The organism is Wolbachia endosymbiont (group A) of Paraperithous gnathaulax (assembly GCF_964028485.1).
GTDB lineage: Bacteria > Pseudomonadota > Alphaproteobacteria > Rickettsiales > Anaplasmataceae > Wolbachia > Wolbachia pipientis.
In genome coordinates this window covers 384,198-396,643 of sequence record NZ_OZ034784.1, presented here as the reverse complement: position 1 = coordinate 396,643, position 12,446 = coordinate 384,198, and the positions used below count along the sequence as shown (strand labels likewise).

The following is a 12,446-nucleotide window of genomic DNA, read 5'->3' as shown; positions in this document are numbered from 1 at the left end:
GGATCTTATGTCTTAAACCGTATCCGTTCAGGGGAGCGGCAAATAAGGTAGACAAAGCAAGATAATAATGTTGATGTTAACACTATTGTCAAGTTTACTGGCCTTTCTATTAGTGAGATTGAAGAATTAAGTGTGAGCGGTTACAAATAATTTACCATTTCTTCTGGTTTCACTATCCTTTCAAACTCTTCCTCAGTGAGCAGTTGAAGTTTTGCTGCTGCTTCTTTTAGAGTGATATTTTCTTTATAAGCAAGCTTCGCTATTTTTGCTGCATTGTCGTACCCTATATGCGTATTTAATATAGTGACCAACATCAACGACTGATTCAGTAAATCTTTTATCCTCTCTTCATTTGCTTTAATACCAATTACACATTTTTCTGTAAAATTTAAACTTGCATCAGCTAAAAGTCTTATAGACTGCAAAACATTGTAAATTATCACTGGCTTAAACACATTCAATTCAAAATGACCGTTTGAACCACTAATGGTTACAGCAACATGATTTCCCATAACTTGAGTGCATACCATAGTCACCGCTTCACACTGAGTCGGATTCACTTTACCTGGCATAATTGAAGAACCAGGCTCATTTTCCGGTAACATTATTTCCCCAATTCCGCATCTTGGACCAGAACCAAGCAACCTTATATCATTTGCAATTTTCATTAAACTGACTGCTACTGTATTGAGTGTTCCACTGAGCTCAACTAAAGCATCATTTGCTGCTAGCGCTTCAAATTTATTGCCTGCTGAAGTAAATGGAAGGTTAGTAATTCCTGCAACTTGCTTTGCAAAATCTTCAGCAAAACCCTTTTTAGTATTGAGTCCCGTGCCAACCGCAGTGCCACCTTGTGCAAGCTCGTATATACCACTTAAAGTTGATTTTACTCTCTCTATCCCCTTTTTAATCTGGACTGCATAGCCAGAGAACTCCTGTCCTAGTGTTAGGGGCGTTGCATCTTGCAGATGAGTACGTCCTACTTTTATTATATCTTTAAATTCCTGAACCTTATTATCCAGCACCTTATGCAATTTTTCAAGATTTGGAATAAGCAAGCAGTTTATTTGCTCTGCTGCTGCTATATGCATTGCTGTTGGAAAGGTGTCATTTGACGACTGACCATAATTCACATGATCATTTGGATGTATTGGAGATTTACTACCCAAATTACCACCTAAAATCTCTATTGCACGATTGCTGATCACTTCATTCATATTCATATTAGTCTGCGTTCCGGATCCGGTTTGCCAAACAACAAGCGGAAATTCATTATTAAATTTGCCATCTATTACTTCCCTCGCGGCTGTGCAAATTGCGTCCCCTACCCTATCATCTATAACACCATGTTTCATATTAACACGCGCTGCTGCAAGTTTTACTATTGCTAATGCTTTAATCAGAGGCTCTGGCATTTTTTCTGTGCCAATCTTAAAATTTTCTAAAGAACGCTGAGTCTGTGCTCCCCAGTAATGTTCACTTGGTACTTTTACTTCCCCTAAGCTGTCTGATTCTATTCTCGTCTTTCTATCCATATTTTCCTCCTGGTGTTATGCAAACTGGTTCACTACATAATTTTTTCATGCCTACTTCTTGGTTAATTAAATCATACTAGATCCAAGTAGTCAAGTGTACGAACATTGCAATTTTCAGTTAACTTGCATGGTAGATGCAAGTAGCTGACACTGATTCACTTTATGATGGTGTCATTCCAGTCTGGAATCCAGCCTTTTCATAATCATCAAAACGTTGTATTTTAACATAAAACGGCTACTTTTATGCTTACCAACTTAATAAAATTCCTGGATCCCAGTGTCTGGGCACTGGGATGACACCCTTCTGGTGGACTCAAATCACGATGTTTGCACAGCTGTACGCTTAGTTCTGGTTGCACGCTACCATTCTTGTACATCCATAAATAGAAAATTTACGCTTTAAAAGGATCATATACATCGATTTCCTTAGAATTACTCTTTTTCAATTTTTCACTTAATAATCTTAAAATAGGTTGTAAATCACCATTAATTGATAAGCACAGCACTTCTTTATTGAGATAATTAGCTAGGTGATTCTTCTTTTCCAGAATTTCTGCTTCCCTCAATAAGTCGCATTTGTTTAATACTACAATCTCTTCTTTTTCAACAAGATCACTATTGTAAAGTTCCAATTCATTATGGATACAACTATAAGCCGAAACAACGTCATCGTGAGTTACATCGATTAAATGAAGTAAAATTTGACACCTTTCTATGTGCTTTAAAAATTTATGCCCGAGCCCAACTCCAAGGTGAGCATCAGTAATTATTCCAGGAATATCTGCTATTACAACTTCGCTATCATCCACTTTTACCATGCCTAAATGAGGTCTTACGGTGGTAAATGGATAATCGCCTACTTTTGTATCGGAATTTGAGCAGCGAGTCAAAAATTTTGATTTACCTGCGTTTGGCATGCCAATAATTCCAACATCTGATAAAACTTTTAGTTTTAATAATACATGTTTTTCTTCGCCAGGCTGACCGTAAGTAAAATGTCTTGGTGCCTTATTAGTAGAAGATTTAAAATTAGTATTTCCAAGTCCACCTTTTCCACCCTGTGCTACTTGAAATTCCATACCAGGCTTGTCAAGGTCTACTATTATCTCTTCACTTTCTTCATCAATTATTTGTGCACCGACTGGAACTTTAAGTATAACGTCTTTCCCTGCTGTGCCAGATCTATCCCTTCCTGCACCATTTTTTCCACTATCTGCTTTAATGTGTCTTCTATAACGAAAATGAAGCAAAGTGTTGAGATTAGCGTCGCTGATGAAAACTATGTTTCCACCCTTTCCTCCATTACCACCATTTGGACCACCAAATTCAACGAACTTTTCTCGACGAAAACTTGCACAGCCATCACCACCGTCACCAGCTTTTAAACACAATTTTACTTCGTCTATAAAACCCATGCTAACCCACGATAATATTTAGCATCCTTTCCTAATGCGCTTTCTATTCTGATTAGCTCGTTATACTTCGCGAGTCTATCAGAACGCGATAGCGACCCGGTTTTTATTTGCCCGCAATTTGACGCAACTGCTATATGAGATATTGTTGTGTCTTCTGTTTCACCTGAGCGATGAGAAACAACAGCTTTATAGCCATTTGATTTTGCCATTTCAATAGCAGCAAAAGTTTCTGTTAACGTCCCTATTTGATTTGGCTTGATCAGTACAGCATTTGCCATTTTTTCCTCTATTCCTTTGCATATCAGTTCACAATTTGTAACAAACAAATCATCCCCAACCAATTGAATTTTACTCCCCAATTTTGCAGTAAGTAATTTCCAACCTTCATAGTCGTCTTCACTCATTGCATCTTCTATAGAAATTATTGGATATCTTTCCACAAGATTACAATAATATTCAGTCAACTCTTCTGAAGTAAGATCTCTATGTTCAAATTTGTAAATTCCATCTTCATAAAAAGTAGATGAAGCAACATCAAGGCCTAGTGCAAAATCACTTTGCGCTGAATAACCTGCTGATTCTATAGCGTATATGATCAAATCAAGTGCTTCTTCAGTACTTTCAATATTTGGTGCAAAACCACCTTCATCCCCTACATTTGTGCTATAACCTTTTTTCTTAAGAATGCTACGTAAGTTGTGGAATACCTCCGCAGATATTCTAATCGCTTCGCTGAAAGTCTCAGCACCGACCGGAAGAATCATGAATTCTTGGAAATCGAGCTTATTGTCTGCATGTACTCCACCATTAATTATGTTAATGAGTGGAACCGGCATAACACTCGTCTGCTTTCCTCCCAAATATCTATATAGCGGCATTTTGAAACTGTTTGCTGCTGCTTTTGCAACTGCAAGAGACACACCCAAAGTTGCATTTGCTCCAAGTTTTGATTTGTTTTTTGTTCCATCCAGTTCAATTAATGCTTTATCAATTGCATTTTGGTCCGCTGCATTCATTCCAATGATTTCATCTGCTATTATCCCATTTACAGCTTGAACAGCTTTCAGCACTCCCTTACCACAATACCTTTTCTCATCTTGGTCCCTGAGTTCCAAGGCTTCTAATTTACCGGTTGAAGCTCCAGAAGGTACAGATGCCCTGCCTATTGCACCATCACAGAGCTCAATTTCTACCTCAATAGTGGGGTAACCCCTGCTATCTAAAATTTCTCTTGCAAATACGTTATTGATTATCTTATTCATTACATTAAACCTTAACTTCCGCAATAAGTGCTGCAGTTTCCTTTGCCAATTTAGCTATATTACTACCAGCACCAATAAATAATACTATATCACTTGGACTTGTCGAATCACTAATAAAATGTGAAATGAGCAAAGCATCATTCATAATTTTTGTGTTATTAAATCCATTACTGATTAAAGCTTTTTGTATATCATCAATCCCACAACCAGGAATAGGCTTGTCTTCTGGGGGATGAACAGGAGTGAGGATGACATAATCAAACATCATGAAAATTCGTATGAATTCATCAAAAAAATTACGAATGCGGGCAAAACGAAGTGGTTCGATAATTCCTATTACTTTTCCTTTAGTAATCGAACGTGCAGCCGTTAAAGTTGCATATATTTCATTTGGATGATGGGCATAATCCTCAATTAACTTAACACCTTTAATATCGGCAATCAAAGAGAATCTTCTTGCTACTCCTTGAAATTCCAAAAGGCCTTTTTTAATATCTGCATCGCTAATTCCGAGCTTTATCGCAACTGATATTGCAGCTAGGGCGTTGCTTACTTTGTGAATTCCAATTGCATTTGATAGTACTATGTTTTTTAAAGGGCTGGATCCCAGTGTCACGCACTGGGATGACATCTCTGTACACTTTCCTTTTGTCATTCCAGCACGTAATGCTGGAATCCAGTTGTTCAACACATCAAATTCTATGCTGTTAGCATGCTGTTTAATGTTGCTGGCTCTTATGCTACCATTCTCAAACCCAAACGTTATAGAATTACCCGCATCATAATCGATGTCTACAGAATCAGGTAAAACTGCAGAACCTGCATTATTCACGAATTGGGAAAATGCATTTTTGATATTATCAAATGTGCCGTAATAATCTATGTGGTCATTGTTGATACTTGTTATGACAGCAATCTTTGCAGGGATTTTTAGCATAGTTCCATCAGACTCATCAGCCTCGATCAGAAAAGTGTCACTCCCTCCAAGTTTGAAGTTGCTCTTATAGGAATTTAATATCCCTCCTACAGTTACAGTCGCATCAATGCCAGAATGATCAAAAATGGAAGCAATCATAGCGGTTGTTGTTGTCTTTCCGCTTGAACCTGAAACCGCTATCACATATTTACCTTTCATAATTTCAGCAAGTATGTCTGATCTATGCAAAACGGTTTTATTGTTATTTTTTGCCGCAATTAACTCCACATTATCAGATTCTATTGCAGAAGAATGTACAACTATTTGAGCTTGGCTTATATTATTAGCATTGTGACCAATAAAAACCTCTATACCTAGCTTTTGTAACTTATTTATATTGTCGTTTGATTGTGCATCACTGCCTTGAACTTTGCAATTGGAATTGTGAAGAATTTCAGCAATGGCACTCATTCCGATTCCACCTATACCAATAATATGTATTATTCCTTTTTGAGTTTTGTTAATATTTAGCAGTAGATGTTTACTCATTACTAAATTTATTATAGTATAATTTAAAATCCTCATAGTATCGAACCCTCTTACCGAATACAATGATAAAAAACCTAACCTTTCTATGTCTAATATTTGTTTTGATAAGTAGCTGCAGTTTTAGCAACAGGTTTAACTGCACTGCAGGTCATTATAAAATTGGCAGCAGCTACACAATAAATGGTATAACTTATCACCCAAAAAACTGTAAACACTATGAAGAGATAGGGATAGCATCGTGGTATGGAATAGAAGATCATGGCACACTTACAGCAAATGGTGAAGCGTTTAACCGTCACTTGATCTCTGCAGCGCATAAGACTTTGCCCTTACCCTGCTTTGTTCTTGTCACTAATTTAGAAAATGGAAGAAAGCTTGTTACAAGGGTTAACGATAGAGGGCCTTTTATTGAAGGCAGAATAATAGACTTATCAGAAAAAGCAGCTCAAGTCTTAGGATTTCATAAATCTGGGCTTGCAAAAGTAAAAGTTCAATACCTAAGAAAGATGTCAGAACAATTGATACAAAATACTCCTCATTACAGAAAGCAATATGAAAAAGAAATGCAGAAACGTCACCCGAAACAAGACAGTGCAGAAAGTAAGGGATATGTTGCATTTTTTAAAAGTGCTCAGGCTGCTAAATCAGCTGCATCAAAGCTTCGCAATCAAGGAATAAAAAATGTTAGATTGCTTTTTAAGAACGATCAATATTGCGTGAAAGTGAGTTATAGGTAGTGGTGAGTGCAGAATTTGAAAGATTTGGTTAATGTAAGGAACGCTGGCTAACTATTGTAAGTTAAAAATGTGATATAAAAAAGATATCAACAATTTATAGCTATACCACCGCGATATCTCTTAGCCGCTAACACGTAGCGGAATGACGAGCTTATCGTCACGCCACCGCTAACCGTCATACCGCGATTCATTCGCGGTATCTCAGCCGCTAACAAGTAGCGGGATACTTGACCTTTACAGGAATGACAGTTGTCGTTTAGCTATAAATGTTAAGAAATTTACCAAATAAAAAAAGGCAAAGAAACCCTAGGGTAGCTAGTATTCAAATTCTCCCTTGTCTATTTGACGTCTTTTACTGTCTTAAACACTTTATAAGCGCGTTTCGGCTTGTATAGGTAGAAACCTAAAAGTTTTATAAAGACATGAGGTGCACATAGTGCAAAAAATTAAGCATGATTTACGCCAAATACATTAAGTTTTTTGTCATTAATCCACTGCAGAGATTGCGAAGATAAATAAATAGCTTCAGTTTCATGATAGGAGGGCTGGCGGAGTTTGTCAAGTAAGTTTTTCGTTTCATCCAATGCGCTGCCAAAAGTTTGTTATGCAAGAATGCACTAGCCATTTCTCACAGATTCATTTAAACTTAATCAAGTAGGAGTATTATTAACGCGAAAAGAGTTTAATTAGAGATTTAAGTGATATGGCGCGTGAGGAAGATATAAACCAATTAGTAGAAAATGGATTTGATATTAACTCAAAAGATGCAAGTGGAATCACTCTCTTGCATAAGTTCACAAAAGAAGGCGATTTAGTTGGAGTAAAGTCATTACTAGAGCACGAAGCTGATTTCAATGTCGTAGACAACGAAAATAGAAACCCTCTGCATTACGCCATTATGCATGGACACAAGAAAGTTGCTAAACTTTTTGTTAACCAACTGACAATTAATTCCAAGGATAAAAATGGATTCACTCCACTGCACCTTGCTGCACTACAAGATGACACGGAATTAATAGATTTTTTGATAACAAAAGGCGCAAAAATTAATGAAAAAGATGCCAAAGAGGGCTATACTCCTCTTCATATAGCTTCACTATACGGTTCTAAAAAAAGCGTCCAAATTTTAATTGATAGCGGAGCAAATCTCGAATGTGAAGATAACAATTTTCGTACTCCTTTGTTTTTAACCATTTATCAATGCACCGCACATTATGACAGCAGAGCAGAAATTATAGAATATCTGATAAAGAAAGGTGCAAATATAGAAGCCAAAGATGCAGAAAATAACACTACGCTTTTCCTAGCAGCGTATAACAACAAAATGCAAATAGTAAAACTTATTGCAAAAAAACAGCAAGCAAGTAACGATAAAATTAAACTTAAAGAGTTTTTTTGCACAAAAAACAACCATGGTTTTGATGCGTTAGATTGCGCTATTGAGCATAATAATAGAAAAATGGTAACATTTCTTGTTTCAAAGGGAATAGAAGCAAACGATCAAGATTTTAATGGTAACGCTAGGCTGCATAAAGCTAGCCATAATGGTAACACTAAAACAGTTAAGCTCTTATTGAAGCTTAAGGTAAACGTTAATGCTGTTACTAAATGTAACAGAACTCCCTTGCTACTCGCAGTTAAAAAAGGCCATACACAAATTGTGAAAATGTTATTGGAAGTTAGAGCCAATATGAACATTTGTGAGCAACAAGGTTTTGCACCTCTACATCTTGCTGTTCAAAAGGATTATTTTGATATAGCTCAGTTGTTAACAGAAAAAGGTGCAGACCTTAACATTAAGTGCAATAACGGTCATACCGCAATAGATATGTTCATTAGCAAGGCTCATAGCAAAAAAAACATCGAAGAAAATTACAAAAAATTTTGTAGATTTTTGATGCTTTATCTGAAAGAGCTACATAGTAAACACAAAGCCTGTTGTATACTTTCAACCCTAGCTCTAAGCTTAACAATTATAGGCTTACCATTTATTTTCAAGCCTATTATTAAATACAGAGAAAGAAGTACAATATATAAAAAAATTAGGGCTATGCTGGTCTACATTTAAGTACAAGAAGAGTATACAAAAAATACATAGCCAAAGCTAATACACGACAATTATCTGCTCGATGAAAATGAGATTAAATACATTTTTAATATTTTTATAGAAATCTATTAGTATAGATTTTGTATGCTGTTCTAATGGCTATTTTTAAATGCTTAATACTCCTCTTCATTATTTCTTGCACACATCTACCTACCAAGCAATATCCTATTAACATAGACAATTATAAGCACGATTATCCGTTGCAACAATATAACACCTCTTTGGAGATTAATGAACCGTCAATACCAGAAATTATGCCTTTACCAATAGAGTTTCCCGATCTCACAATCAGTAATCAGCTTATTTCTATTAATGTTAGTGAAGAAGTATCAGTAAAGGATTTGCTGATTGAGATAGGAAAACTTTCTGACGTTAACTTGGATATGGACCCAAAAATATCAGGTAATATTATTTTAAAGCTAAAAGATAAGGATATAAACGAAGTAATTCAGAGTATAGCAAATAGCGCCAAACTGCGTTACTCAACAAGTAATGGTGTAATTAGAATTGAGCAGGACTTGCCATACGCACAAAATTATTACGTAGACTTCATCAATATTCAACATTCTGCTCAAAGCAGTTTCGTCATTAATAACAATATTACTAACAGTGATGGAAGTAACGTTGATAGGGACTATAACAATGTTATGAAGTCTCAATACAGTAGTGACTTATGGAATTCATTAGAAAAAGGCTTGAATGCAATAATGGATGTTAACGGGGTGGATGATGGCGAATTCCTTTCATCCAACAGAGAAGCTGGTGTTATTATTTTGAATGCTAGAAAAGATATCCACAAAGCTGTTGAAGAATATATTAATAAGGTTAAGAAGTTAGCGTCTTCTCAAGTAATGATAGAGGCAAAAATAGTTGAAGTTGTGCTAGATGACAAATACCTTTCTGGTATGAACTTAAATGACTTACAAGATGGAACTAAGTCTATAATAAATCAAGATAACTCCATTATTAACCTAGCAATGAACTTTGGTGCAAATGATCTAGGAGATTTAGTAAAAAATTTAGACAAATTTGGCACTTCAACTGTAATTTCAAGCCCCAGAGTACATGCTATAAATAATCAGCAAGCGATGATTTCATTTACTAAAAACCATATTTATTTTACCTCCGATATACAAAAAGATACTAGAAACTCTAATCAGACCTTAATTACCAAGATGAATAGCGTCCCAATAGGTGTTGTGCTAATAATCCACCCAAGCATTAACATTGATACTAGTGAAATATTCATGGATATACATCCAACTTTATCAAGAATTAACGGCTACACTAAAGATCCAGATATAGAGTACGTCGCACAGCAGAGTAAAATGAAATTAAATAGCGACATTCCAATTGTTGAAATCAGAGAAATGAACTCTATGTTAAAAATTAAGAGCGGTGAAATTATGGTAATCGGCGGGCTTATAGAACATAGAGAAGATAAGCAAAGCTTATTGCATCAGAAATCAAAAAGGCTAGCGAATAATATTAGAACAGTAGAAACTGTCATTTTTTTAAAAGCAACAATCGTACCAACATTTGGTTTGTTAGATAGAAAAGATAAGAATTTATATATATATTAAATTATCACTAAAAATTAAATATCAAACCAACTTCAATATTGTGAGTAGATATGTCATCTGCAACAGGTATCGGAACGCTAAAGTAACGATAGCCGAGAAAGGTTTTGATTTCTGGGATTATTGAATAATCAACACCAAGTTTTATTTGATAAGCAAACCAAGGAACATTCAGTGGCATTGAATTTTGGGGTGACCCATTAATCCTTTTTAATCTAAAAACTGTTGGTCCTATACCAAGACCGATGTACGGAGCAAATTGTGTATCCTGAACGCTGGGATTATAATAGAAGTTTAACAAAAACGCAAATATACTTGCTGATTTATCAAATACCGGAGGAGAATTACTATCTTCAATATTGGCTATAGAATACGCGGCTTCAAAATCAATTTTACCATTTTCTCCAGCATAGTAACCTAAAGACATGCTGCTAAACCACTGGAAATCAATTTTACCATCAAATTGCTGTATACTTTTAATTTCATCTGCCACTATATTTTTTATTATAAAACCATAATGACTTTCAACTAAAGTTAGGACTCTCTCCCCTATTGCCTTTATACCCTTTACAAATATTTCTGAATTATCATGGTATACCTTACCACCGTTAGCGCTAACATAAAAATCAAGTTTTTTTGATTTTTCTTTTGTAGGCTCAGCTTGATCTGCAATACGTGACCACATATTTTTCTGATCAGCTACTTGGAAAACAGAAGGTGGACTACTTTCAAGTTCTTGATATTTTATTGGTATTTCTTTTGCAGTAACCTCCTCAGAACGTATCACACTTTTATTATTGTCTGTTTCTAATTTTAAGGGTTGTACTTGCTCAATGTGTGTATCATTACTAATATAAGTAATAAAAAAATAGACACATGAAATGAAAATCAAAAATAAAGTAATAGATATTCTAGTTATCATAAATGAATTCACAATTATCATTTACAGTATAATTACTATATCGTATATTTCTTCAATGTACAAAAATTAAGAAAAAATATTTCCAATTAGATAATTATTTTCCACTCCTTTAACATTAACTTCCACAATACTCTTGGCTTGAGCTTTTGATTCAAGCTTTATTAATGCAAAATTTTCTGCTCTACCGACATTATTTTGCTCAACCAGAACACTTTGCTTAGTGTTGATCAAGGATTGACAAAAACTGCTCATAATTTCTTTATTTACTTCTCTTAAATTTTTTACTCGTTCTTTACGCACATTCTCTGGTACTTGTGGCATTCGTGCAGCAGGTGTATTTTTCCGCTCTGAATATGGAAAAGCATGTAGGTAAACTATATTTGTTTTTTTCAGTAAATCAACTGTATCCTGAAACATTTCATCAGTTTCTGTTGGAAATCCAGCAATAATATCAGCGCCAAATGCTATATTAGGCCTCAAGCTCTTCATTTTATGACAAAATTCTATCACTTGTTCTCTGTTGTGACGACGCTTCATTCTCTTTAGTATTAAATTATTACCAGATTGTAGACTCAAATGTAAATGAGGCATAAGTCTTGACTCATTAGCTATTAAATCCATTAATTCGTCGTCAACTTCAGCAACATCGATAGAGGAAAGTCTTAGCCTCTTCAACTCTGGTATATCCTTTAAAACTCTCCTAATCATTGAACCAAGTGATGGCTTACCCAACAAATCTGTACCAAAGTCAGTAATATCAACCCCTGTAAACACTACTTCTTGATATCCATTTTCTACAAAGATCCTGATTTGCTCTATAATACTGTTTATTGGCACAGATCGATTATTCCCTCTTGCCTCAGTAATTGAACAAAATGTGCAGCTATGATTACAACCATTTTGAATTTCAATAAATGCCCTTGACTTATCTTCAAATCCATTAATTAGAACAGGTTCTACTTGGTTATCACTGACCAAGATTTTATCGTCATTTAGTAAGTAATTTTCAGCTTTTAGCTTATCTTGATTACCGAGCACTTTACTTACACCAGGAATGCTACTGTAAACTTCTGGATCCAACTGAACAGCACAACCAACTACGATAATTTCTTTATTTGGATCATTTTTGTAAATCTTACGTATCTTTTGCTTTACCTGACGTTCTGCTTCGTTTGTCACTGCACAGCTATGCACCACAACAACATTTTCTCTCTTTGCTTTTTTTAATGCTTCTTTGATTAACTCGCTCTCGTAAAAATTTAGACGACAACCAAATGTTATCACTTCATTCATGTTAGTATTTTTTGCTTTAATAGACCTAAATTATATCAAATATCCAAGCAAAGTCTCTTGCATGACTATTTTTTTGTAAATAAATGCTATGCAAGCAGCAGACACTGGGATCTCAACGATTTTCACTCAG

10 protein-coding genes are annotated in these 12,446 nt (G+C 35.2%); 3 read left to right on the top strand and 7 right to left on the bottom strand.

Features of this window, described 5'->3' with window-relative positions:
• Positions 1 to 140 precede the first annotated feature (140 nt).
• From fumC to murC, 5 genes are all read right to left on the bottom strand, one after another.
• Entirely contained in the window at positions 141 to 1,535 is a 1,395-nt protein-coding gene (fumC, locus tag ABWU74_RS02210) for a class II fumarate hydratase (RefSeq protein ID WP_264706075.1), read from the bottom strand.
• A 221-nt stretch (positions 1,536 to 1,756) separates the two neighbouring features.
• A complete protein-coding gene (locus ABWU74_RS02205; protein ID WP_156518039.1) occupies positions 1,757 to 1,894 on the bottom strand; it encodes a hypothetical protein in 138 nt (45 codons plus the stop codon).
• 33 nt (positions 1,895 to 1,927) lie between these two features.
• A complete protein-coding gene (gene cgtA / locus ABWU74_RS02200) occupies positions 1,928 to 2,950 on the bottom strand; it encodes an Obg family GTPase CgtA (RefSeq protein WP_006280016.1) in 1,023 nt (340 codons plus the stop codon).
• Positions 2,938 to 4,212 carry a phosphopyruvate hydratase gene (eno, locus tag ABWU74_RS02195; protein ID WP_010082238.1) on the bottom strand — a complete coding sequence of 425 codons (1,275 nt, stop codon included), beginning with the start codon at positions 4,210 to 4,212 and terminating at the stop codon, positions 2,938 to 2,940. Before eno ends, cgtA begins: the two co-directional genes overlap by 13 nt.
• 4 nt (positions 4,213 to 4,216) lie before the next feature.
• Entirely contained in the window at positions 4,217 to 5,713 is a 1,497-nt protein-coding gene (gene murC, locus ABWU74_RS02190) for a UDP-N-acetylmuramate--L-alanine ligase (RefSeq protein WP_038250394.1), read from the bottom strand.
• A 26-nt stretch (positions 5,714 to 5,739) separates the two neighbouring features.
• On the opposite strand from murC, the gene ABWU74_RS02185 reads away from it, so the two are divergent.
• The 3 genes from ABWU74_RS02185 (at position 5,740) to ABWU74_RS02175 (ending at position 10,104) form a co-directional block, all read left to right on the top strand.
• Positions 5,740 to 6,414 (top strand): septal ring lytic transglycosylase RlpA family protein, encoded by a 675-nt coding sequence (locus ABWU74_RS02185; protein ID WP_209472799.1) that lies wholly within the window; start codon positions 5,740 to 5,742, stop codon positions 6,412 to 6,414.
• 703 nt (positions 6,415 to 7,117) lie between these two features.
• On the top strand, positions 7,118 to 8,482 hold the full coding sequence (locus ABWU74_RS02180) for an ankyrin repeat domain-containing protein (protein ID WP_012673105.1): 1,365 nt from the start codon (positions 7,118 to 7,120) through the stop codon (positions 8,480 to 8,482).
• A gap of 134 nt (positions 8,483 to 8,616) precedes the next feature.
• Positions 8,617 to 10,104, top strand: a complete 1,488-nt coding sequence (locus ABWU74_RS02175; protein WP_353289364.1) for a type II secretion system protein GspD — start codon at positions 8,617 to 8,619, stop codon at positions 10,102 to 10,104.
• 7 nt (positions 10,105 to 10,111) lie between these two features.
• Here ABWU74_RS02175 and ABWU74_RS02170 read toward each other — a convergent pair whose 3' ends face one another.
• Both ABWU74_RS02170 and mtaB read right to left on the bottom strand, forming a co-directional pair.
• Positions 10,112 to 11,023: a P44/Msp2 family outer membrane protein gene (locus tag ABWU74_RS02170; RefSeq protein ID WP_264329852.1), complete on the bottom strand. Its 912-nt coding sequence runs from the start codon at positions 11,021 to 11,023 to the stop codon at positions 10,112 to 10,114.
• Between the two features lie 66 nt (positions 11,024 to 11,089).
• On the bottom strand, positions 11,090 to 12,316 hold the full coding sequence (gene mtaB / locus ABWU74_RS02165; protein ID WP_341820273.1) for a tRNA (N(6)-L-threonylcarbamoyladenosine(37)-C(2))-methylthiotransferase MtaB: 1,227 nt from the start codon (positions 12,314 to 12,316) through the stop codon (positions 11,090 to 11,092).
• Positions 12,317 to 12,446: the final 130 nt, after the last annotated feature.

What these genes read in the sequence shown, in the direction of transcription:
- fumC (WP_264706075.1), bottom strand. Translation starts at nt 1,535, where the DNA reads ATGGATAGAAAGACGAGAATAGAATCAGACAGCTTAGGGGAAGTAAAA.
- cgtA (WP_006280016.1), bottom strand. Translation starts at nt 2,950, where the DNA reads ATGGGTTTTATAGACGAAGTAAAATTGTGTTTAAAAGCTGGTGACGGT.
- eno (WP_010082238.1), bottom strand. Translation starts at nt 4,212, where the DNA reads ATGAATAAGATAATCAATAACGTATTTGCAAGAGAAATTTTAGATAGC.
- murC (WP_038250394.1), bottom strand. Translation starts at nt 5,713, where the DNA reads ATGAGGATTTTAAATTATACTATAATAAATTTAGTAATGAGTAAACAT.
- ABWU74_RS02185 (WP_209472799.1), top strand. Translation starts at nt 5,740, where the DNA reads ATGATAAAAAACCTAACCTTTCTATGTCTAATATTTGTTTTGATAAGT.
- ABWU74_RS02180 (WP_012673105.1), top strand. Translation starts at nt 7,118, where the DNA reads ATGGCGCGTGAGGAAGATATAAACCAATTAGTAGAAAATGGATTTGAT.
- ABWU74_RS02175 (WP_353289364.1), top strand. Translation starts at nt 8,617, where the DNA reads ATGGCTATTTTTAAATGCTTAATACTCCTCTTCATTATTTCTTGCACA.
- ABWU74_RS02170 (WP_264329852.1), bottom strand. Translation starts at nt 11,023, where the DNA reads ATGATAACTAGAATATCTATTACTTTATTTTTGATTTTCATTTCATGT.
- mtaB (WP_341820273.1), bottom strand. Translation starts at nt 12,316, where the DNA reads ATGAATGAAGTGATAACATTTGGTTGTCGTCTAAATTTTTACGAGAGC.